The sequence below is a fragment of the Microcoleus sp. F4-D5 genome, from assembly GCF_036704885.1.
GTDB lineage: Bacteria > Cyanobacteriota > Cyanobacteriia > Cyanobacteriales > Microcoleaceae > Microcoleus.
In genome coordinates this window covers 16,298-37,536 of the sequence record NZ_JAUBSX010000073.1, presented here as the reverse complement: position 1 = coordinate 37,536, position 21,239 = coordinate 16,298, and the positions used below count along the sequence as shown (strand labels likewise).

Annotated in this window: 23 protein-coding genes; 12 read left to right on the top strand and 11 right to left on the bottom strand. The window is 45.8% G+C overall.

Going from position 1 to position 21,239, the window contains the following annotated elements:
- The first annotated feature begins 139 nt into the window (after positions 1-139).
- The gene (locus QUA80_RS26165) at positions 140-373 is read left to right on the top strand and encodes a hypothetical protein (protein WP_333427915.1); all 234 of its coding nucleotides are present in this window, start codon (positions 140-142) and stop codon (positions 371-373) included.
- Between the two features lie 291 nt (positions 374-664).
- Here the strand turns inward: QUA80_RS26165 and QUA80_RS26160 are convergent, their stop codons facing one another.
- Positions 665-898 carry a ferredoxin-thioredoxin reductase variable chain gene (locus QUA80_RS26160; RefSeq protein WP_006635793.1) on the bottom strand — a complete coding sequence of 78 codons (234 nt, stop codon included), beginning with the start codon at positions 896-898 and terminating at the stop codon, positions 665-667.
- A gap of 691 nt (positions 899-1,589) precedes the next feature.
- On the bottom strand, positions 1,590-2,510 hold the full coding sequence (locus QUA80_RS26155; RefSeq protein ID WP_333427914.1) for a cyclase family protein: 921 nt from the start codon (positions 2,508-2,510) through the stop codon (positions 1,590-1,592).
- A gap of 227 nt (positions 2,511-2,737) precedes the next feature.
- On the opposite strand from QUA80_RS26155, the gene QUA80_RS26150 reads away from it, so the two are divergent.
- Positions 2,738-2,968 carry a hypothetical protein gene (locus QUA80_RS26150; protein WP_333427913.1) on the top strand — a complete coding sequence of 77 codons (231 nt, stop codon included), beginning with the start codon at positions 2,738-2,740 and terminating at the stop codon, positions 2,966-2,968.
- On the opposite strand, the gene QUA80_RS26145 is transcribed toward QUA80_RS26150, so the two are convergent.
- Positions 2,960-5,728, bottom strand: coding sequence for a DUF3536 domain-containing protein (locus tag QUA80_RS26145; RefSeq protein WP_333427912.1), 2,769 nt, complete (start codon positions 5,726-5,728; stop codon positions 2,960-2,962). The genes QUA80_RS26150 and QUA80_RS26145 overlap by 9 nt on opposite strands.
- Before the next feature lie 96 nt (positions 5,729-5,824).
- A complete protein-coding gene (locus tag QUA80_RS26140) occupies positions 5,825-6,055 on the bottom strand; it encodes a hypothetical protein (protein WP_333427911.1) in 231 nt (76 codons plus the stop codon).
- A 221-nt stretch (positions 6,056-6,276) separates the two neighbouring features.
- Between QUA80_RS26140 and QUA80_RS26135 the strand changes: the two genes are divergently transcribed.
- From QUA80_RS26135 to QUA80_RS26120, 4 genes are all read left to right on the top strand, one after another.
- Positions 6,277-6,495, top strand: a complete 219-nt coding sequence (locus tag QUA80_RS26135) for a hypothetical protein (RefSeq protein ID WP_333427910.1) — start codon at positions 6,277-6,279, stop codon at positions 6,493-6,495.
- Between the two features lie 213 nt (positions 6,496-6,708).
- The gene (locus QUA80_RS26130) at positions 6,709-7,620 is read left to right on the top strand and encodes a PD-(D/E)XK nuclease domain-containing protein (protein ID WP_333427909.1); all 912 of its coding nucleotides are present in this window, start codon (positions 6,709-6,711) and stop codon (positions 7,618-7,620) included.
- Positions 7,621-7,669: 49 nt separating this feature from the next.
- Positions 7,670-8,173, top strand: a complete 504-nt coding sequence (locus QUA80_RS26125; RefSeq protein ID WP_333427908.1) for a DUF4365 domain-containing protein — start codon at positions 7,670-7,672, stop codon at positions 8,171-8,173.
- Complete coding sequence (locus QUA80_RS26120) at positions 8,170-8,712, top strand: hypothetical protein (protein ID WP_333427907.1); 543 nt, start codon at positions 8,170-8,172, stop codon at positions 8,710-8,712. Before QUA80_RS26125 ends, QUA80_RS26120 begins: the two co-directional genes overlap by 4 nt.
- Here the strand turns inward: QUA80_RS26120 and QUA80_RS26115 are convergent.
- From QUA80_RS26115 to QUA80_RS26105, 3 genes are read right to left on the bottom strand one after another with little or no spacing between them, the layout of a single operon-like run.
- On the bottom strand, positions 8,689-9,186 hold the full coding sequence (locus QUA80_RS26115) for a GNAT family N-acetyltransferase (RefSeq protein ID WP_333427906.1): 498 nt from the start codon (positions 9,184-9,186) through the stop codon (positions 8,689-8,691). The genes QUA80_RS26120 and QUA80_RS26115 overlap by 24 nt on opposite strands.
- An 18-nt stretch (positions 9,187-9,204) precedes the next feature.
- Positions 9,205-10,038 carry a class I SAM-dependent methyltransferase gene (locus QUA80_RS26110; RefSeq protein ID WP_333427905.1) on the bottom strand — a complete coding sequence of 278 codons (834 nt, stop codon included), beginning with the start codon at positions 10,036-10,038 and terminating at the stop codon, positions 9,205-9,207.
- Positions 10,035-10,703, bottom strand: a complete 669-nt coding sequence (locus tag QUA80_RS26105; RefSeq protein ID WP_333427904.1) for an alpha/beta hydrolase — start codon at positions 10,701-10,703, stop codon at positions 10,035-10,037. Before QUA80_RS26105 ends, QUA80_RS26110 begins: the two co-directional genes overlap by 4 nt.
- A 953-nt stretch (positions 10,704-11,656) precedes the next feature.
- Between QUA80_RS26105 and QUA80_RS26100 the strand changes: the two genes are divergently transcribed.
- The 6 genes from QUA80_RS26100 (at position 11,657) to QUA80_RS26075 (ending at position 17,038) form a co-directional block, all read left to right on the top strand.
- On the top strand, positions 11,657-12,613 hold the full coding sequence (locus QUA80_RS26100; RefSeq protein ID WP_333427903.1) for a hypothetical protein: 957 nt from the start codon (positions 11,657-11,659) through the stop codon (positions 12,611-12,613).
- A gap of 38 nt (positions 12,614-12,651) precedes the next feature.
- Positions 12,652-13,593 (top strand): hypothetical protein, encoded by a 942-nt coding sequence (locus QUA80_RS26095; protein WP_333427902.1) that lies wholly within the window; start codon positions 12,652-12,654, stop codon positions 13,591-13,593.
- Between the two features lie 32 nt (positions 13,594-13,625).
- Positions 13,626-14,504, top strand: a complete 879-nt coding sequence (locus QUA80_RS26090; protein WP_333427901.1) for a sulfotransferase domain-containing protein — start codon at positions 13,626-13,628, stop codon at positions 14,502-14,504.
- A 92-nt stretch (positions 14,505-14,596) separates the two neighbouring features.
- Positions 14,597-15,265, top strand: coding sequence for an aspartyl/asparaginyl beta-hydroxylase domain-containing protein (locus QUA80_RS26085; RefSeq protein ID WP_333427900.1), 669 nt, complete (start codon positions 14,597-14,599; stop codon positions 15,263-15,265).
- A 20-nt stretch (positions 15,266-15,285) separates the two neighbouring features.
- Positions 15,286-16,839 (top strand): pyridoxal-dependent decarboxylase, encoded by a 1,554-nt coding sequence (locus tag QUA80_RS26080; protein ID WP_333427899.1) that lies wholly within the window; start codon positions 15,286-15,288, stop codon positions 16,837-16,839.
- Between the two features lie 13 nt (positions 16,840-16,852).
- Complete coding sequence (locus tag QUA80_RS26075; protein ID WP_333427898.1) at positions 16,853-17,038, top strand: hypothetical protein; 186 nt, start codon at positions 16,853-16,855, stop codon at positions 17,036-17,038.
- 13 nt (positions 17,039-17,051) lie between these two features.
- Here the strand turns inward: QUA80_RS26075 and QUA80_RS26070 are convergent, their stop codons facing one another.
- The 4 genes from QUA80_RS26070 to QUA80_RS26055 form a co-directional block, all read right to left on the bottom strand.
- A complete protein-coding gene (locus tag QUA80_RS26070) occupies positions 17,052-17,867 on the bottom strand; it encodes an alpha/beta hydrolase (protein ID WP_333427897.1) in 816 nt (271 codons plus the stop codon).
- Positions 17,868-17,899: 32 nt separating this feature from the next.
- Entirely contained in the window at positions 17,900-19,099 is a 1,200-nt protein-coding gene (locus QUA80_RS26065) for an FAD-dependent monooxygenase (RefSeq protein WP_333427896.1), read from the bottom strand.
- Positions 19,100-19,470: 371 nt separating this feature from the next.
- Positions 19,471-20,121 carry an MAE_28990/MAE_18760 family HEPN-like nuclease gene (locus tag QUA80_RS26060; protein ID WP_333427895.1) on the bottom strand — a complete coding sequence of 217 codons (651 nt, stop codon included), beginning with the start codon at positions 20,119-20,121 and terminating at the stop codon, positions 19,471-19,473.
- Positions 20,118-21,230 (bottom strand): DUF262 domain-containing protein, encoded by a 1,113-nt coding sequence (locus QUA80_RS26055; protein WP_333427894.1) that lies wholly within the window; start codon positions 21,228-21,230, stop codon positions 20,118-20,120. Before QUA80_RS26055 ends, QUA80_RS26060 begins: the two co-directional genes overlap by 4 nt.
- Positions 21,231-21,239 lie beyond the last annotated feature (9 nt).

Genomic DNA, 21,239 nt, shown 5'->3' with positions numbered 1-21,239 from the left:
AAAATCTAAAATCTAAAATCTAAAATCTAAAATCTAAAATCTAAAATCTAAAATCTAAAATCTAAAATCTAAAATCGATTGAGTGTGTTAGCTTAAAGTCAATACAGCCAATATTAGCCACAGTCGCCCCCAAACAATCATGCTGCCCCACGAGTTGCAAACAATTGCCCCAGAACCGACTCCCGCGGCCGAAATTTTTCAGAGACACCAAATTGTCCGCGAGTTTTACGACGAAATTAAGTACCGTCAAGAACTAGAACTTCACTGCCAGTGGTATTATGCTACAGCCAAGCAGCATCAGCAGGAATTGCAGAAAATGCAGGGAGATTGGAATATCTTCGGTTGGTTCAACCGCAGACGGTCGAAAAATTAAGGAGTAAATAAAAAAGATGGTTTGTAGTAAGGACTTTAGTCCAGCCGATCGACTAAAAGCCACAGAAAAAACTGAACACTTAACTACAAACTCTACAACAGTTATAGAACCCCCGCCCAAAAACAGATAATTGCTTTCCGGCAGGAGTAGTGTTGAGCCCAAAATTTTAGACTAAGGTTCAAGCTTCCAGATTCATCTGTGGAGTAAATCTAAAATCTAAAATCTAAAATCTAAAATTGACTGACCGGATTTGATATTGTCTTTGGGTTCCGGCTTCAACTTTTGAGATAGCTAGACTTCCGAAGATATCAATTCGACCTCATCCTCTTTTAGGTGAGCTCGAAATTTTTTGTCAAATTGTACTAGAATCGGCCAATTAGCACTGACAGGTCGGCCGTGCCATTCGTGAACGATCGCCACGACTTCTCCTTCCATACCCTTAATATCAAATGGTTGACTGCGATTTTCAGGGTGGTGGTAGACAACAACAGAGTTTTTAATGCAAACGCGATCGCCAACTTTCATAGCTTAAAATTTAGTGTTCTTTCTTCAAAGCTCTACAAAGCGTGCAAGTGCAGAACACCAGTACGCTTTGGGGACAGTCTTTTTATCTTCCCACAGAAGTAGAGCGAAAACTCATAGGACTTACGCACGGGTGCTCAGAAACCGGGTTTTTACGCAAATCCTGCGCCGTAGTCCGCAGTCAGGGTAAAAAACCGGGTTTCTTCAGTCTTCCTGCGTCCAGAACTGACTTCAAGAAAATTAGCGGTTGTCTGTCGGTATAGCAACCGCCACATCGGGCGCGGACATAAATAAGCTCAGGAATAGATCCCAGAGCCCATTGCATCAACGGTTTGATTGCCGTACTATTTAACCCTTCGACAAGCAAGCGGGCAAGCTGTCAACAGTCAACTGCTATAATGCTCCGCATCGCTAGCGAGATCTCGTTTCACCTGTCAGGAAAAAATGCAACGGCGAGCGTCACCGGCGGCAGATAGCAGTGAAACTGAGCCAGAGGTTGCCAGTCCGTCCGGTGTAAGCAAGAGTTAGCTGGCGCGCGCTGAAGCGGCAGAACTAATCACTAAGGATCGTCAATTAAATAATTTCCCTTTTTTCTTGTGGGATGGGCGTCCCGCCCAGAAAGGACGGGCGGGACGCCCATCCCACAACAGTCATGAAAAGTGGATTTTATTTAATTCTCATCCCTAAATAGACTTTACCGAACTCGTACACCGAGTTGCCGATCCCAATGGAGGGATTTGGCTGCTTTGGCAAGGGGAGCTTCGGGGATCTCCCCCACGGATACGCCATAGCGCCAATTGGGCGGGCAAATGGCGATGTAGCGGGCATAGCCGCCTAATCCCCCCTGTAATTTGGGATAGCCGATCGTCACTAAGGCTCCTGTTTCGGGCACTCGATCGAGATTGGCCACTCCCTCGGCCTGAGTATAGCCATTTCTGAGCAACCAGGCTTCTCCTTCCAGCGTCGGCGTACTATCGGTATCTAGGGGTTCATGGCCGTGAAACAGAATTTTACGTTCTAGATGCAAAAATTTCAGAGCATCCAGCGAAACACCCGGAAATTCGGTGAGGGTTGCCAGTTTAGGATTGGGCCATTCTTTCGACCAATCTGAACGGACAAACACCACCGATCCTTCCGGAATTCTGCCGTGTTGCCGTTCCCAAGTCAGAATATCCCCCACTTGCAGGGCATAATTTGGCTCGCGAGCCACCTTCTCCTGAATCGGAATAACCACTAACGGACGGACGGCAAAGGTGGGTGGTAACTCGTCAATTGCAGGATAGTCAGGATTCCAGTGGGCCGGGGGATCTAGTTGGGTACCCAGTTGGTCGGTAGGCAGATCGTAGTGGGTTGCTTCAAAGTTATCGGCAGCATAGGTGTAAGCTTTGCCGGTTTTGGGGCCAGTGGTGGCTGAAAATTTAGGCTGTCCAAAACCCGACCAAACAGGGATGGTGGGCGTAATGGTATGGGTGAGGTCTACGTATTTTGCTGATTTGAGTGACTGTTGATAGACTTGCCAGAGTGGGGGGTTAGGAATTGGTTGAGCAATGGCGATCGACCAAGAAATGATTGCACAAAAGACAACAATAAATCCTAAGAATCTAAATCTTTTCATGACTTTTTCTTCTAGTTATACCAACCGTTTTCGTCGGTTAGGAGGCAAGAAAGCGCAACAAATTAGACTTCTTGCAAAAGTCCTTTCGATCAAATTTTCGGACGGGCTCTGGAGCCCATCCCACAAGAGAAAAAACTTTTTGTGGGACGGGCTCCAGAGCCCGTCCCAGCTATTTTTGCAAGAGGTCTATTCTCGATCGCATCTCTCAGGCTATCAAACCGATCCTTGTGGAGAGCGAATTCCACTCTCTGCAGCAAAAGCGAGCACTTTTAGCTGATGCCATAACCGACGAAAGCGGTTGCTATAGGTTCGATCGCCCGCCGCGAGCCCGGGAAGCCTCCATGCCGATCGATCCTCGGTCGATCCGGCAGGCCCGATCGGGATTTCAAGCTCGATCGGGCGGATTCTCAAGGGCGGGAATTGATTTGGGCCGGCTAATCGAGAAACGATCAACTTAACTGCTTCAACCAACACTCAACATCAACGGCCAAGGTTTGGCCCAACTCCAGCAACTGCCGGATCGAAGGCAAGTCCCAGCCGACCCCGGAACCTGCAATCCCCAAGGCAACGGCAGCGATCACACTGTCGCCTGCCGAGGCATCTTGCAGTTGCAGCCAGCCCAAACACAGAGGCACAATTTGACTGTACAGAGAATTGAAATACAGTTCTTGCGATTTGTCCAGACACAAACCCAGACTCAGCCGATCGCCCACCGCAATCAGACGCTCGATCGTGCGGATATCAGCTTCCAACTTGACAGGCGAGCGGTCTTCGGCGTCCGATCCTGCTTGCAGCAGCGCGTCTAGCGATCGCCAAATCATCTTTTCCAAAATTTGTTTGACTTCGGGAACGTTCAACCGACAGCGGAGATGGCCGCTTTCAGTGGCGATCGCCTCAATTTCGGCCAGCAGCGGTTCCACATCCTCCGTTTCCAGTTCCAGGGCCTTGGCCGCCGTCAAACAGCGGTGTCCCAAAGCCACCTCAGCAGCCACCTGCAACTCTACCGGCACCGGCAACTCGTCTCGGTGGAAGGCCATCATCACCCCGTAATTTTCCCGGTAAACCTGAGTGTAAAGCTGATCCAACCGAGTCAAATTTTCCTGACTCAGCAACTGCACGATCCGGTGGCGTTCCTCAGCGAATAAATCCCGCAAGCTAAAGGACTGATCCCCAAACAGCCGCACCATTTCCAGAATCGCGTGGGCCGCCGAAGCTTCTTGCATAACTCCAAACAACCGCTCTTTGAGCATAGTGTAAGACCGGCGGCTGCCAAAAGGCTGAATGCAGCAGTGGAAGTCCCAGCCGCCGAGGTGCAACGCAGCAAACACATAAACCTCTGTTTCCCGCGTAATTTCCGAGGTTAACTGCAATTGACCCACACCCAGAGTCATCGAGCCCATGCGCTGAATTTGGAAATCTTCCTGCAGGGCCTGATAGCAGTAAACTCGCTGTTCGCGGGGATATTTGGCAAACAGAGAACTGATCGCGTAGTGCGCGGCCACTTGTCTGAGACTAATTTGGGCTGTCACCACCAGTTTGCGGTAAACTTCGGCGCCTGTTTTGAAATAGTCAACGTTGCTGGGTACGAGGGCTAGTTGAGCGACAAAATCCTTTTCTAGCTGGACGCCGGTAACTTCGCCCGCCAGTTCCAGCGCCCGGGCCGCGTAGCGCAGAATTTGCACGCCTTCTGGCCGCGAGATTTCTTCAAAAAACCAGCCGCAGCTAGTGAACATTAACAGGGTGTGGCGCTGCATTTCCAGCAGCCGCAGGGCGTCCACCTGTTCTCCGGCATCGAGGGGGCGCACTTGATGGCGTTCGAGGAAACTGTCAACGTTAGCGGGCGATCGATCGCGGATGACCTCAATATATTCATCTCTGGCCTTCCAGGGATCGCACAACAGTTTGCGCCCCGCTTCTTCGTAAATCGGAATCAGCCGATCGCGCAGCCAATTGAGAGTATCCCGCAAAGGGCGGCGCCATTTTTGGTTCCACTCGCCGCCGCCGCCGCAGCCGCAATCATCTTCCCAGCGACCGACCCCGTGAGAGCAACTCCAGGCCGTCACGGGTTTGAGTTCCACTTCCCAAGTGGGAGGATTTTGACTTAAATAATGAGCAAAATTCGTCACCGTCCAGCCTCGACGGGGAAACTCTTCTGTGAAGGCGTAGGCGAGGCATTTTTCGGTACCGTTTTTGTGGTGGCCGAAAGTTTCGCCGTCCGTCGCCACGCAGATTAATTGAGCCGGTCGGTGGTCTCCCCGTACTGCTTGACCCAAGCGCCCGGCCAAGTGGTGGCTGCTGCTGAGAACGTCATTGAAGCCCATATCCCGCGAGATCGGGCCGTCGTAGAAAAAGATATCAATGTAGGGAGTGTTGACAGGTGTGGCTTCGGAATTTTGGAAGTGCCTGCGGCCAAAATGGTGAGTGCTCAGCGGCGAGAGTTGGTGGTCAGCCAGTAACCGCATTTCTGGTTTCAAATAGCAGCGGTACGGGCGAGTCGGATCGATTTGGCCGCCGCCGACTTCGTGCCATTCGGAATTTTCGGTTGGTTCCCCTTCTTGGTTTTGCCAGATGAACGGGCGGCAGCGTTCTGCTTGGGAGGGGGCTAAGACAATGAAGCGGATGCCTTCGGCGACTAAAACTTCGAGGGTGGCGTAGTCTACGGCGGTTTCGGCGAGCCACATTCCTTCGGGATCGCGATTGAAGCGAGACCGAAAATCTGCGATCCCCCACCGAACTTGGGTGTATTTGTCTCGCTCGTTAGCCAGCGGCATGATGATGTGATTGTATACTTGGGCGATCGCGTTGCCGTGACCGTTGAGCCGCTGACAGCTTTGGCGATCGGCCTCCAGAATCCGCTGGTAGACTTCCGCGTCGTAGCGTTCGAGCCAGCTCATCAGGGTCGGCCCGATGTTGAAGCTCATATACTCGTAGTTGTTGACGATCCCCGCGACTTCGCCGCGGTCGTTGAGTATGCGGGCAAAGGCGTTCGGGCGGTAGCACTCGTTGTCAATGCGTTCGTTCCAGTCGTGGGCTGGAGAGGCGCTGGCTTGGCGTTCGATCGCGTCCAGGTAAGGGTTTTCCCGGGGCGGCTGGTAAAAGTGACCGTGAACCGTCACGCACACCCCAGTTGCAGCAGCCGCATTGCTTTGGGTTGCAGCAGTTGCGGTTGGCGAAGACTTTGGTAGCAGATCGGATTGAGTTGTAGAAATCGAAACCATGCGATCGAATCCTCAAGTAGTTAAAGACAATAAAACCAGCCTAATTAGAAACTGAAACCTTACGCAGCAAGAGTTTCGGCTAGGCATCAGTTGGAGCTAAATTTTGGCAGATAAGTTTTGATACATTTGTAGTATTGCGAGCAAAGCATTCGTTCCAAGATGCCAACCGTCGATCCCTGGTTTGTTTGCCAATGCTTTGCTGTTGAAAGAGTTAAAAAATGTAGCTTTTGCTGCTTTTTGGCACTTGCGACCCATTTCGGGTTCGTGCTTGCAGCACTGCTCATTGAGAGTTTCATTTACCTTGCTGGATTGTAAAGTCTTATTCATTAAATAGCAACTTTTCGCCGGAAAATTTAATTTTTGGCAATAAATCTTGGCGATTGTGGATATCGGTTTAATGCCCGATCGATTTATAGAATAAGAGTTATGGCAGAGTTTCGCATCATACTTTAGGTGCTTTTTATCTAAGTCCTGGAGAAGTTAGGCCAGATGGGTTCGGGCGGGGCAGATTTGCTGCAAATGTACTTTCCAGAAGAGATGTAACACTGGTGCGGAGTCAAAATGCAACAAAAAAGCAAAACGGTAAGTTTTATATTTTAACTCCTCAGAGGTATGTGAGGGCGGAGGCGGAGGCATTGGAGGAGGAGGAGAGTTTGGACGAGAAGATGCTGCATTTGACGGCGAAGTTGGAGAGGCAATTTGCCGAGAGTGCGAAGTTAGAGGCGATGATTCGGGAAAATCCGCAGAGGGTGGGTTCTGGCGGATAGTTCGTCAATTGCTGAAGATTATCATGATTTTTTGCGAGAACTTAAGGAACGTATTGTGCAATATCAAGTGCGGGCCGTACTTTTTAGGCAAAGAAGCGCAATAGCGAGAATTAGAGAAAGTTTTAATCGATCGCATCCGCGATTTTTTGCTAGAGTTGAGTGTGGGATTTGCCTTAAATCAATAAATTAATTAATGGAAGCAGAAACCTAATTATGTTAACTTCAGACAATTTTAAGAGAAACCTTGCTCAGTTTAATGAACTTATAGCTGAGGGAGAGGCTATGTACAAAGCAATACAAGTCATACCCGGAGAATTGTATTCACCTGCTGGATATGGCATTTTCAGTGAAGCATCTAGACAAGCGCCTGAAAGATATGTCTTGGATGGAGATTATGATTGGGAAAAGTGGCAGACTAACTACAAGTTACTTCTAGAGAAAGTTATCCCATTAGCTAACAGTCAGCGAACCTCATTAATTGAAGCATTCTCGGGCTACGGGAATCTTAAAACGAATTTAGAGACTCATCTGTCAAAGTTGAAGGCAGTTAAAGAAAATTACGAAAAAGGGTTGCTCATTTCTTCTCAATCTGCTTTAGGCTCCTTTAGCTTGGAAGATGTTAGCGAATTATTAAGACGAGTTCCAGCGGGACTTCGACGTTGGACATGGGAAGAAAAGCCGCGCACAAAGGGCGGTACACCTCGGCAATGGTACATAGAAAATGAATATCACGTGCAAAATTTGCTATATTTTTTATTAGCTGCGGTGTTCCCCGATATCAGAGAAGAAGAATATACTAGATCGGTAGGGCAGAAAAAACCAAGAGTAGACCTAGAAATCCCCTCGCTTAAATTGGTTATTGAAATCAAGTTCTGGTATCGCAGAGACAGGCCCCAAAAAATTATTGGAGAAATTGCCGAAGATACGTCTTTATACCTAGCTCAAGGCTCCCCCCACGAACAAATGATTGCTTTTATCTGGGATGACTCTCGCAGGACAGAAGAACACGACTTATTACATAGTGGAATCAAAAGATTGCCGGGTATTTTTGACGTAGTTATAGTTTCTCGTCCAGGGTCTATGCCAGACAATACATCAGTAATCAATGAACCAGATAATGAATGATTAGCTATTTTGTAAAGACCTGTTTAAAATTATCGAGGTTAAAATAAGCGTGGTTCTAAACACCCAAAAAGAGGAATTTAGCTATGCTTATGTCTATGCGGTAACAGCCGCGGCAAGCTACTCATTCCAAATAGCCCCGCGTCCCTTAGATGCAGAAGGAGTTGACGTAATTATTACAGGTTTGGGGCCATCACAATCAACGCGCCGCCCTCGCCTAGATGTCCAAATAAAATGCACCTCCAGAAAATTACTGGATAATGAAATTATCCGATATCCCCTAGAAGTTAAAAACTATGAAGAATTAAGGCTAGAAAACCCTTTCGTCCCCCGCATTCTGATTATCGTTTTAGTACCCGACAGCCAAGAGGATTGGTTGCGCCAATCTCAACAAGAACTCTCCCTTCGCTATTGTGGCTACTGGGTCTCATTGCGAGGGCTACCGCCCACCCAAAATCAAAACACTGTCACTGTTCAAATACCCATACAAAACATTTTCAACACAGACGCTTTAAAAACTCTCATGCAGCGCATTGAATCAGGAGAACTCCTATGATAGTAACAGTCCGCGACCCCGATATTCTCAAAACCTTAGAACCGCCTCAAGTCGCTGCTTATTTACAAAAACACGGATGGCACGAACAAAGCCGAGACGGAGACAAATCATCGATCTGGACTCGCAAGAATCAAGCAGGCGAAGACTACGAAATTTTGTTAGCTTTAAAACCAGAAGTCAGCGGTTTTGCTCTGCGGATGTACGAAGTCATGGAAACCCTAGAAATTGTCGAAAATCGCTCTCAAATTGAAATATTAGCAGACTTGATCACCTCACTCCCCAAGATGACATTACAGGGAATTGTCATGCAAATTCACACTCCCAACACCGACAAATTAAGTGGCGAAATAACCTTAATCGGCGTCATTGCTGACAAATTGCGGAAAATTCAAACTTCACTTGCAGACAAAGATTATATCCTGGCGATTAAAGCTTATCAAGAACGCTTACCGATTCTCTGTACCGGTGACTTAATCAAAGACAACAACGCCTTCATCCTCAAAAACCCCCACAACTTAACCCTCGATGAATTGCGGTAAAACTAAAAGTCGCGCACAGTCTATCTCGCTCAATTGTAAATGATGCGTCGTATGCTGCCAATTGCGCTGAGTCTTGAATCCCAATTTTTGATAAAACCTGTCGGCTGCTGGCGTATCTGTTCGCAACGTCAATAACTGATAATGCTGACTGGCTTCGTAAATCAGCCGATCGACCAATAAACGCCCCACCCCCTTTCCCCGCCAAACTGACTCAACATACAAATGCCGCAATCGTCCAACTTTTAGATCGTTGAAATAAGGATCTCCATTCAAGCCGCAAATTCCGATCGCTCTTTCCTGCGATGACGCTATAAATAAAGCTTCACCAACCTTGTCGAAGCAGTTATAACCATTACGATAATCTCGAACCAGTCTTTCAACAAACTGAAAACCTTGGGACAGACTTTCCTCAATTAAATGGATAATTAATCCCTCATCAAACTCGGAAATTTTAGCGATGTGAATATGCTGCATACTTTGAAAAAAGATTGGTTAAGTAAGGAGTGCATCGACTTGACCAGATTTATGGGCTCTGACAAAGAACATTGTGATATCGTTCCAATAACCTGCTGCCGTTGAAGCTTCATTTATTTCTGTAAAATATTCCAGCTTGCACTGCTGCCACTGTTCATCTGACCATTTCACATTTTGAAGCCCGAATGCACTCTTGGCATTGCCAGTCCACGCAGCTTCCACATCTTGCAAGTAGAAGCCAAATTGCTCAGTCGTGATTTCGATGTCTTCAAACCCGATATTGTCAAGCATTTGGCAACACCTCTGCGGCGTTCCCAGTAACTCATTGGGATTCGGGATAGCTATACCGTATCTTTGTAATACTTTCCGAAACAAGACAGACGCGGTAGGGGAGGTTTCTGCCAGACAGGAAAATGCAAGTAACCCTCTTGGTTTCAGAGCATTGTGCCATCGACGCAGCGATGTCGGAATATCTGTGAAGTAGACGATCGCCGACGAACACAAAATAACATCAAATTGGCTTTCATGGAACTCTTGCTCGTCTGCATCCACTTGCTCAAACCTGATATTCGTCAGTCCCGAAACAGCGACTTTATGCTCGGCTTGCAGCAGCATTCCCGAAGCAAAGTCAGTTCCCAAAACACGACCGGTGGAACCAACAGCAAAAGCCGCAGCAATCGCCGCTAAACCTGTTCCAGTAGCGACATCTAAAACTTGCTGACCGGGTTGTATTTTTGCAAACTCTACTAATCGGTTGGCAGCCCGTACATGAAGCTCGGTCTCGTAGTTTTGACGGTGGTTAAAGTCATTAAGAATTTGCTGTTTGTAGCTACTTAGGGAGGAGTCATTCATATCGATTCTTTTCCCAAACAGATATCAAGTTCCCTAGCAAAAGCCTCTGGCGCATCCAGCATCAGCCAGTGTCCGGTATCGGGTAGCGTAGTTGTCGTCAGCGTGGGACGGAGGATGTGGAGGCTGAACGGAAAAGTGTTTGAGGGAGCAATAATAGCGTGGGCCCGTGTTCCAGGGGCTGCTAGGTAGCGATCGAGATTATCAACTGCTTCAAAGGCAAACATCCCGCGAGACATTCCAGACAGGCAATCCTGTGGAGTCGCCGCCAACCAAGCCAGAACCCGATCGCGCGTCTGGGCCGTGCTTCCTGTCAGCGCCTCGTTGAAGCTAGTTTCCACAGCAGCCCGCCAATCCTCCGTCTCCAGAGCCCTCTGGTAGGGGACGATACGTTCGTCGTGCACCTCTGCAGGCACCTTGGTAAAATCTCCAGGTGCGTCTGCCAGAATCAACTGCGCGATGCGGTGCGGTGCAGTGGCTGCTGTGGCGAGGGCAATACAAGCACCGAAACTGTGCCCGACGATCGCCACTCGATCGAGTCCCAGCCCGTCGAGTACCGCGAAAACATCCGCTGCACAGGAGGCGGAGGCGCCGTTACGGTTGGCGAAGGCAAAGGTAGCACATCGGATTGAGTAGTAGAAATCGAAATCATGCGATCGAATCCTCAAGTAGTTAAAGACAATAAAACCAGCCTAATTAGAAACTGAAACCTTACGCAGCAAGAGTTGCAGCGAGGCATCTGTTAGGGCTAAATTTTGGCAGATAAGTTTTGATACATTTGTAGTATTGCGAGCAAAGCATTCGTTCCAAGATGCCAACCGTCGATCCCTGGGTTTTTCTGCCAATGCTTTGCTGTTGAAAGACTTAAAAAAGGTAGCTTTTGCTGCTTTTTGGCACTTGCGACCCATTTCGGGTTAGTGCTTGCAGGGCTGCTCATTGAGATTTTGATTTACATTGCTGGATCTTAAAGTCTTATTCATTAAATAGCAAGTTTTCGCCGGAAAATTTAAAAATTTGGCGATAAATCTTGGCGGTTGTGGAGATAATTTTAACGCCTGGGCGCTCGGTCAACAGCAGGCGCTTTGCCTACTGTTGACCGATTCTCTACCGCGCTTCCGGTCTATCGGACTCAACTGCACCTGCCCCTTTGGGCGATCGAATTTGGGTGATGTCAGATGGACTCGATGCGATTGCTCAATCCATGAACTTATCTCGATCCGATCTATTGGAGAGGATAGGGCGGGGGATATTAGAAATTCATCCATCGCCGCAGAAGCAGTTAGAAGATTAGGGCCACTAATTGCTCACCATCACCAATTCGTCATCAACAAACCTTCTGCCGGCAGGACTCCAATTTTCATAAGGGTGGAGAGATTGAGGGTTGGAGCAGTCTTGTCGGAGTTAATCTGTGTCAAGTCTATTAAGGGGGGCTCACTCGTTAAGCCTCATCAAAAGCCTGACTCGTTCGCCTTCCTCCACATTGGGGCAAGGGGCGATCGCCTCTGACTAAAAGCAAATACTAAAAAACAGGCGATCGGAAATTTAGGAAAAACTTTAGTTATAATTCTGTTACTATAGCAGTATCAAGCGATGCCATCAGCACCATTGAGCTTGAAAATTTATGGAATTTTTTGAATCAATTTTCAAGTTTATACTCTCCATCTCAGTGGGAACTACTGCCATCTTGGTTTACTTAACTATCAACAAAATGTGGAGCCACAAGCATGAAATTGTTGTAGCAGAAAGCTTGTCGGTAGTGGCAATGACTATCAATATTGGCGCCACTTTACCTTTTTTAATTTATTATGCTCTCCAAAGTAATTGGCGGGTGACTATGACTAGCTTTTTTAAGCTCATCCTCTTTGGTTTTCTCTTTGTAGCAGCTATTGGTTTTTGGGTAAAAGACTCCCGCCATGAGGGAGTTTGGCAAAAATTAATAAAAGCTTTGAAACAAGAAGCAAATGAGTCAATGAACTTAGTTCAAGCTCTAAACGAGTCATTGCAAAAAAGAGAGCTGTTGAAGATTTTACACCGTGTAGCGTGGATAGACGATGTACTAGACGATAAAGAACGGCAATACATCGAGATATTTGCTGAGGCTTGGGGAATTGATGCTAAAGCTGTTTTCACCGCTCCCCCTCCAGAAAAGGGAATTGAAAAATTTAATAAAGTCCGTTCGGAAGTAATGGCTTACTTAGCTCTGAAGCCTTCACAAGAACAGGCTCTTAGCTTCAAGGATGTTTTGCAAACCTTAATTAGGATAGACACTCACATAACAAAAGAAGAACAATTAATAGAAGCGGAAATATGTACCATTCTCAATAACTACGCTGAGGAAGGAGAAACGGATTTATACGGAATAATTATTCATCCTACCGATCGAGAAGAGCAGGATAAGCTATTGAATATTGTGCCAGATGCTCGAGAGGAATATATATTAGGAACCAGAGCCTTTTTGATTGCCATTTTTCACACCAAAACCTGGGCAGAAGCTTTCTGTGACAATTATCGCAAACGAGGATTCTTTACGGTAGTACACCTGTACAAATATCAAGAGCTAAACGACCAGGTAAACTAATTTTTACACTGATTAATTATGTAAGTAATAAAAATATAATGGAACAATTGCAGTCTATTTTGAAAGGAATACTTATCATATCAGTAGCACTTACTGCTGTCGTTATTTACTTAAATATCAAGAAACTTTGGAGCCGTAAGCACGATCCTATAGTAGCAGAAAGCACCTCTGTATTTGCTCAGCTAGTGGCTGTTTCCACTAGCCTACCCTTTTTCATTTATTACTGTTTTCATAAAGATTTTAATATAGCATTAGAAAACTTATTTAGGCTGACTGCCTATAGTTTCTACTTTCTAGTCGGTATTGGTTTTTGGGTGAAAGACCCTCATTATCGGGGGGGCTGGCAAAAATTAACAAACGCTTTTAAACAAGAGGCAAGTGAGTCGGCTAACTTAATAAAAGCTCTGAATCAGCCATCAGGAAAAAAAGAATTACTAAACATTTTATATCGTTTAGCATGGCTCGATGATGTACTAGACGATAAAGAACGGCAATATATTCAAATGTTTGCTGAGACTTGGGATATCGATCCTGAATATCTTTTCACCGAACCCCCTCCAGAAAAAGGGATTGAAAAACTTCAGAAAGTTTACTCGGAAGTGATGGGTTACATAGCCCTCAATCCACCAAAAGAACAAGCTCTCAGCCTTAGCGACGCATTACAGGCATTAATTAGGGTAGACGAGCAGGTTACTGAGGAAGAGGAATTGGTAGCGGCGGAAGTATCTAGCCTACTTAAAAGCTATGCTGGTAAAGAAGAAACGCTTTCGTACCAAATAATTATTCATCCAGACAGACAACAGCACAAAAGACTTTTGGCTCTCATACCCAACTCTCAAGAGGAATATATGTTAGGAAGTTGCGCTTATATTGTTGGAATTTTCCAAACTCGTCCTTATGCAGAAGCTCTTTGTAAAGATTATCGCCAACAGGGATTCTTTACGGTAGTAAAGGCGTATAATAATAAAGTAATCCCTTAGAGCAACTCAAAAATAATGATTGTACTTCTCGGATGAAAAACAAAACCTTAGCCATTCCTTCATTTCCACTGAAAGAAAGAGTTATAGTTAAAGATTACTTGCGCGATTCGACGATATGGGATTGCATAAGAGCTCGACCGGACGATATCATCATTGCTTCTTGTTACAAATCAGGGACAACTTTAACTCAGCAAATTGTTAATCTTTTGGTTAACGGTCATGATAACGTTGAACATCTCCATGACTTAAGCCCCTGGGTAGAAGATACAGGCGAACCCCTCGACGAGAAGATTGAGCTAATAGAAAAGTTGCCAGATAGAAGATTTTTCAAAACTCACTTGCCTTTTAATGCTCTGCCCTATGATTCCACATGGAAATATATTTTTCTGGTAAGAGACGGCAGAGATGTTGCAGCCTCTCTTTTCAATCACGTTCATGCGCTTACTCCTGAAGCCTATCTTACATCTCCGATTAAACTTTGTAACACTTCACGAAATTTTGCAGAGTTTTGGGAGGAATGGCTAGAAAGTGGCAAGCCCTACTGGGATTTTTTTGAATTTATTAATAGTTGGTGGCAGGCTAGATATCTTCCAAATGTCTTGCTAGTTCATTATGCCGATTTAATTGACAATAAACCTCGTATGGTTGAGAAAATCGCAAACTTTTTAGATATCGAAGCTGATGGCGCTCTCCAAGAGACAATCTTACACAAATCCTCTCTAGAGTATATGCGAGAGAATTCAGAAAAATTTGAACATCGAGATTTTGAAAAGCATCGATTCATTTACAAAGGCATCAATGGACGGTGGAAAAATTTGCTAACGCAGCAACAGCTCGATCGCTACGATGACATAATTTCTGAAAAATTAGGCATTGCCTGTGCTAACTGGGTAAAAAATGGCGTAGATTGAATTCCCCTACGACAAATAATGGAAGACAGGCAAACAGCCACAAATTCGGAAGATAACAGAATTCTCAATCGAGCAAGTTGCAGGACATTTCAATGATAGAAATTGTAGAGAATCCTAATAAAACAAAGACAGTTAAAGAACTCGGAGCAGTAGATATTTCCTCAATTCAAGAAGATATTCTCAACTTGAGCCAAGAATGCTGGGACAAGTACGATCGTCTTAAACCAAATTGCTTTGGAGTTTTTAGCCACACAACCCAGCATATTGTTTTCAAATTTGTAACAGATTATCGTGAGACTTTTCCCGATATAGTTGAGTATGCAATTTGGGAAGAGTGGAAGCACAAATTGGAACCAATTATGAGGGCAATCGTGGAACCCTACGGATACTTAGAAAATACAATCGGCAAAGTTATGTTAGCCAAACTTAGTGCTGGATGTAAGATTGGCACTCATCAAGACAATGTTGTCGAGTCTGTATATCCTCTCAAGATTCACGTTCCGATCGAGACGAATCCTCATGTCAAAATTTTCGTAGGTGATAGAACCTATCACTTCAAGGTAGGACAGGCTTACGAAATGAATAATATGGCTATGCACAGTGCTGCTAATGATGGAGATAGCACTCGAATTCACCTCATCTTCACCTACTACGATCGCCAACTGAATGTGGCAAAGAATCGCGATCCGGATTTAATAACAAATCATTTGCGATCGCAGCTCGAACGAGGTGAAGGGTTATTTGATGCTTCGTCTGATTGAACGATATGGGAGTTTAAACAATGGTGGTTGGAGCCGATGATGAAATGAGCAATTCCGATCGTAGAAATGGGGAAACACAAGATAGCAATCCTCCATCATTGGATCTCACAGACGATGCGATGCACGAACTGGTAACGGAGTCCGTTGCGCTGATCGCGGACTACTTCGGACACATCGCCGAAATTCCCTTGTTTCAACATACAGCCGCCTCCAAATTTGCGGATGAGTTATCTTCCGAGCTACCCATTGAAGGCGAATCAATAGAGCAATTAATGAAAGATTGCCGATCGCTGATCTCTGCCACCCGCCACACGGGTCATCCGCGTTTTTTAGGTTATATTGGTTCAGTTTCCACACCCGTAGGAGCGTTTGCAGACGCGATCGCATCCACGCTTAACCCGAATGTCAATTCCTGGCGCAGTGCTCCGGCGGCGACGGAACTAGAAAAGCTCGTGGTGCGCTGGCTGGGGTTGCTCGTTGGTTATGGGGAAAACGCGCAAGGTTTATTGACCAGTGGCAGTTCGATGGCTAACTTAAATGCGTTGCTGATCGCGCACCGAGTCAAGTCACCCGAAAAAGTTTCAGAAAAAGGATTGTGGAACACTGGAGCGCCGATGACTATCTATGCGTCCGATCGCGTTCACTTTTCAATCCCCAAAGCAGCGGACGTACTCGGATTAGGGCGCGATTGCGTCCGCATCGTTAAATCTGATGCGAAGTTTCGCCTAGAGGTATCGAGTTTGCGCCAGCGGATAGAAGCTGACTTGAGTAACGGATTCAGACCGTTTTGTATCGTAGCTAACGCGGGAACAACTGCGACGGGTGCTGTCGATCCCCTTGCAGAAATTGCGCGGGTTGCTGAGGAATATCAGTTGTGGCTTCACGTTGACGGCGCTTATGGAGCCTTCGCTGCATTAGATCCTCGCAAACGCCATCTTTTTGCTGGAATTGAGTTAGCTGATTCGGTTTCTCTCGACCCGCACAAATGGCTCTACACGCCGGTTGATTGCGGTTGCCTTTTGTTCCGCAATGCTGCTGAAGTTCGCACGGCTCTATCATTCGGTGTTGGGGAATTTCTTCAACTACATGAGGAGACAGAGGCTGAATCTTTTGCTTTTTGGGATTACGGCATAGAACTTTCCCGGCGATTTCGTGCCTTGAAAATTTGGATGCTGCTACGTTATTACGGGGTGCGACGTATCAGTGCCGCGATCGCTAATAATAATACTTTGGCAGAATACTTGGGCGATCGCGTCAGCATGGCAGAAGATTTTGAACTGCTAGCGCCGGTAGAGCTGAGTATCTGCTGCTTTCGCTACGTACCGCCTCTTCTAGTTACCAGACTCCTATCAGGGGATGAAACGGAACGTGCATCTGTAAACGCTGAGATCGATCGACTGAATGCTCGTATCTTGTTTGCTGTGCAGCGCAAAGGCAGAGCTTACCTGTCCAATACAACTATATGTGGGCGGTATGCCTTACGCGCCTGCACAGTCAACTTCCGCACTACCTGTGCCGATATTGACGCAATCCTGGATATTGTGCGGGACACAGCTCATAATTTAGACAAATGAGAGGTGAGAAAAGGTGAATGTCCGAGAAGAATTAGAAATATTGCTACCTAATCGGCAAAATCTCGGAGATTATGCAGCTCGCATCCGCGAGGCAATTCAAACCCTAGAAAGCGCAGAAAAAAGTGAGGTATGCCCTATGCCCTATGCCCTATGCCCTATGCCCTATGCCCTATGCACGTCGGGTACCTCATGTTACTGAGAAAGGCTATATATTAAACACCTTCCAAACAGATATCAAGTTCCCTAGCAAAAGCCTCTGGCGCATCCAGCATCAGCCAGTGTCCAGTATCGGGTAGCGTAGTTGTCGTCAGTGTGGGACGGAGGATGTGGAGACTGAACGGAAAAGTGTTTGAGGGAGCAATAATTGCGTGGGCCCGTGTTCCAGGGGCTGCTAGGTAGCGATCGAGATTATCAACTGCTTCAAAGGCAAACATCCCGCGAGACATTCCAGACAGGCAATCCTGCGGAGTCGCCGCCAACCAAGCCAGAACCCGATCGCGCGTCTGGGCCGTGCTTCCTGTCAGCGCCTCGTTGAAGCTAGTTTCCACAGCAGCCCGCCAATCCTCCGTCTCCAGAGCCCTCTGGTAGGGGACGATACGTTCGTCGTGCACCTCTGCAGGCACCTTGGTAAAATCTCCAGGTGGGTCTACTAGAATCAACTGCGCGATGCGGTGCGGTGCAGTGGCTGCTGTGGCGAGGGCAATACAAGCACCGAAACTGTGCCCGACGATCGCCACTCGATCGAGTCCCAGCCCATCGAGTACCGCGAAAACATCCGCTGCACAGGAGGCGGGCGCATAGTTGCCGTCCTCCGGCGGTGCCGAATCGCCGTGTCCCCGCATATCAAGGGCGATCGCGCGTCGGGTACGGGCGACACGGGCAAGCTGCGCCTCCCAGATGCTCGCGGAAACCGCCATACCGTGCACGAACACCACCGGCAGCGGTTCCGACTCCGCAGCGGTGACAGGGGGACTGGCTTCGATGATGTGAATAGTGCCGATCGGTCCTTTGAGAGTTGTCGATCGCATACAATTTTCTCCTTATTTTGAATTTCCTGTTTTCACACAACCAATTTTACCTTTGTTACTCCTTGGCGCAATTCATACTGTCCTTTTACCCAAAATTGTTTAATTTTTTCACCCAAAAACGGAGCCGTTTGCATCATCAATAAACGCAATAATCCATTGTTTCGCAGTTGTTCGCCTTTCCACGCTTCTTGTGCTTGAAGTTGTTGGGCGCGAATAATTTCGGGTTCGCGTTCTGCCTGAATCCGCGATAATGCTAAGTCAATATCCTCGTAATTAGCCCCTGCTTTCAATAAAGGTACAAGGTGATTGGCGGCAACTATTACATCGCGTAACGCCATGTTAATTCCTTGAGCGCGAACCGGAGACATAGGATGTGCCGCATCTCCCAAAAGTATGATTCCTGGCCGATGCCAGCGCGGACAGCGACCAACCACAACAGATAATCGCATCGGAGATTCGATCGTATCGGCACAGTTGCGGAAATGTTCTGCCATCCACGCAGGAGATAGCGATGCGAAAGTTTCTGCCCAATCTGTGTGTTTCCGATCCGTTTTGTCATCTGCCGATAGCACCCAAGCCAGATGAAGTTTTCCTGATTCTGCCCCGTGAAAGACACTGAATCCGCTACCGCCATTCAGGATGGAATAAAATACATTATCCGCCACAAACCGAGGATGAGCGGCAAGTTTAAACCACAGAACATCTATACTATTCTGCTGTTTTACTAATTCTAATTCTGCACGCTGTCGTACAACCGAGTTTCTACCATCTGTACCAATCACAAGTGCAGCAGGAATCTCTCGCCCATCTCCTAGCTTTACACCTGCAATGCGATCGTCCCTGTACAGTAAATCTTTTACGGGAACACCTGGGATAAATTCAAATTCTGGATGCAACTGAGCTTCTGAAATTAGTGTTTCTAGCAAAGGCGGTTGCGATACCAGCGTACAAGGTCGATTTGACCCCATTGGCTCATCAACTCGAAATAGTTGCCGATCGCCCACCACGAACTCCCAGGCATCAATTTGTCGGTGTGGAACACCTTCTAGCATAGTGGATAAGCCCATTTGTGCGATCGCATCCAATCCGCTGGGCATTAACGCTTCACCGCGAAACACTCGGTAGGAATCTTTTGCCGCCTCAACCAACGTTGTGGCAATACCTCGTTTCACCAGCAGTAAGGCAAGTGCCGCACCAGTTGGCCCCGCTCCCACAATTACAACTTGCGTCATTGCCATTCCCCATTGCTTTTTAATGTATTCCCCAGCTTAATTTACATCCTAAGAGATGTCGAAATCCAACAGTACGATCTTCCAAACTGTGTCATCGCACAAGCAGAATATAACGATTTGTGGTTTCTATACAGCGTTGAAGCTAGTGAGATATCTATCCGGGCATGAAATAAATAATAGCTGAAGCTGTTTTGAAATAGGTTTCAAATTCAACAGTCATATTAGGCTTAACATCAAGAATTTCCACTGCCAATATCATATATTTCATGAGATTCTTGCCACTTTGCCGCTTTCAGATTGATTTCTTTTTTGAAAAAATCTAGCTAGTTTTCTTGACATGACTGATAATTATTTGCTCGTGTTGTCATTATCTAAGGTGAATCCCGCCTAAATTTTTTCTGACTAGCAGCATTTTCTATCTGGGTACAAAATATATCGAGCATTTCTAGAATTTCTTTGTGTACCTCTAGATATTCAGCCCTATCAAACACCGAATACTCACCGTGGGCAATTTCGTTCCTTGTCTTTAAAAGCTTGGTATCAATTAATACCGATTTAGTAGAGTATATTGAAAAGTCAATTCCGAGAATATAAGTTATTTCTTTTAAAATCTCAGAAGATAAATTCGATCCAGTAGATATTACATCTTTAGGCAGGAGACATCTCTGATTTAATTCGGAAATAAAGAAGTCACAAATAGGTATATACAATGATGGCTTATTTGTCTGTTTTGCCTCCTTAAGTTTTTCTTTCATAGCCAAAGCTAAAAAATTACTAGAAAGCTCCTGATACGTAAGCTTTTTTGAGATAATATATTCTAGATAAGAGTTGGCTGCTAACTTGACAAAACCTTCCCAATGGGAATAGAGAATACATACTCCACTCCGAAGTAATGCTTTATGTCTTTGGTCAGTAACATTTTTCGCTTCTATCAAAGATTTCATTTCTGACAGTTCCTTCTTTCGCCAAGTAAGATCCGTTGCCAATTTATGGCTTAATTGTTCCTCTGTTCGGATGCTCATGAAGGGGAAAATTCCTTTCTACCAAGCGGAATAAGATAGGGTAAGCGTCTTGCTGCATTCTTTCCTGCTCCCGACCATTGTTTATAAGTTGGATGTGACCAAATATTTTTTATACGATTAGGTATTTGGTCTGTTGGAATTGGATTTTGATAGTTGTATCCAATTCCTAGTGCTACCACCTCATATGCAGATAATAGAAACCCTCCCAGGAATTTATCATTCTCCGAGTTATATCGCTTGAAGCTGTCCTCTCCCATAGCTTTATTAAGCATATTGAATGTCACATCAAACGCTGTCTCTATGTGGCGGCTATCCAAATCTTTTTTAATAGCCATTTCACGCATTCTAGCCGTTAAGAACTCGCTAACATCACCGCCCAGCGTTTGAATACTGGCATCATCTCGATCGAAGAAAAGAATAAAACGCAATACTAATTCCATATCATACTGTTCTTCCTCGAGGCGCTCGCTCAAAGCAATGCAGCTTTTAAATGACTGGCGATCGGCAAGTGAACGTATTAAATCATATAAATTTTTATTCAACATTAAAAGAATGCTATTTCTTACTTCTTGCGGTGTAGCAATCGATCCTCCTGTATTCAGCCGCTGAAATAACTCATATTTAATCATTTCATCACTTTCTTTTGCAACAATATTGACGGACATTTTGGTTCTTTTTATGAATAAACGCTGCGCCTGAGTTAAAGAGTTATCTTTATCGTCAGGATCGTTCCATTTTTTCCCTTTTAAGGAAGGTAAGTAAGTTGTTTCTTGTAAGGCGACAGCAGAAAATGTATCTTGCTCTTGATTGTCGGGTTTCAAAATACCTATAAATTCATATATGGTTGAGAGTCTCTGCAAACCATCGATCACATCCCAAATCCCATCATCTCTTTGACAGACAAAAATTGGTGGAATCGGTATACCTAAAAGAATTGATTCTATAAAAGTAGATTTTTGAGAATCCGACCAACGAAAAAACCTTTGAAAATCTGGGTGAATATCGATTTCATTATTCTCATAAAGACTGATCCACTCGCCAATAGACATTGAGTAGCTATCTGTCCGAATGTCTTGCCTTGTTCTGTCAATCTCTTCTTGTAGAGGCATGGCTGAAGC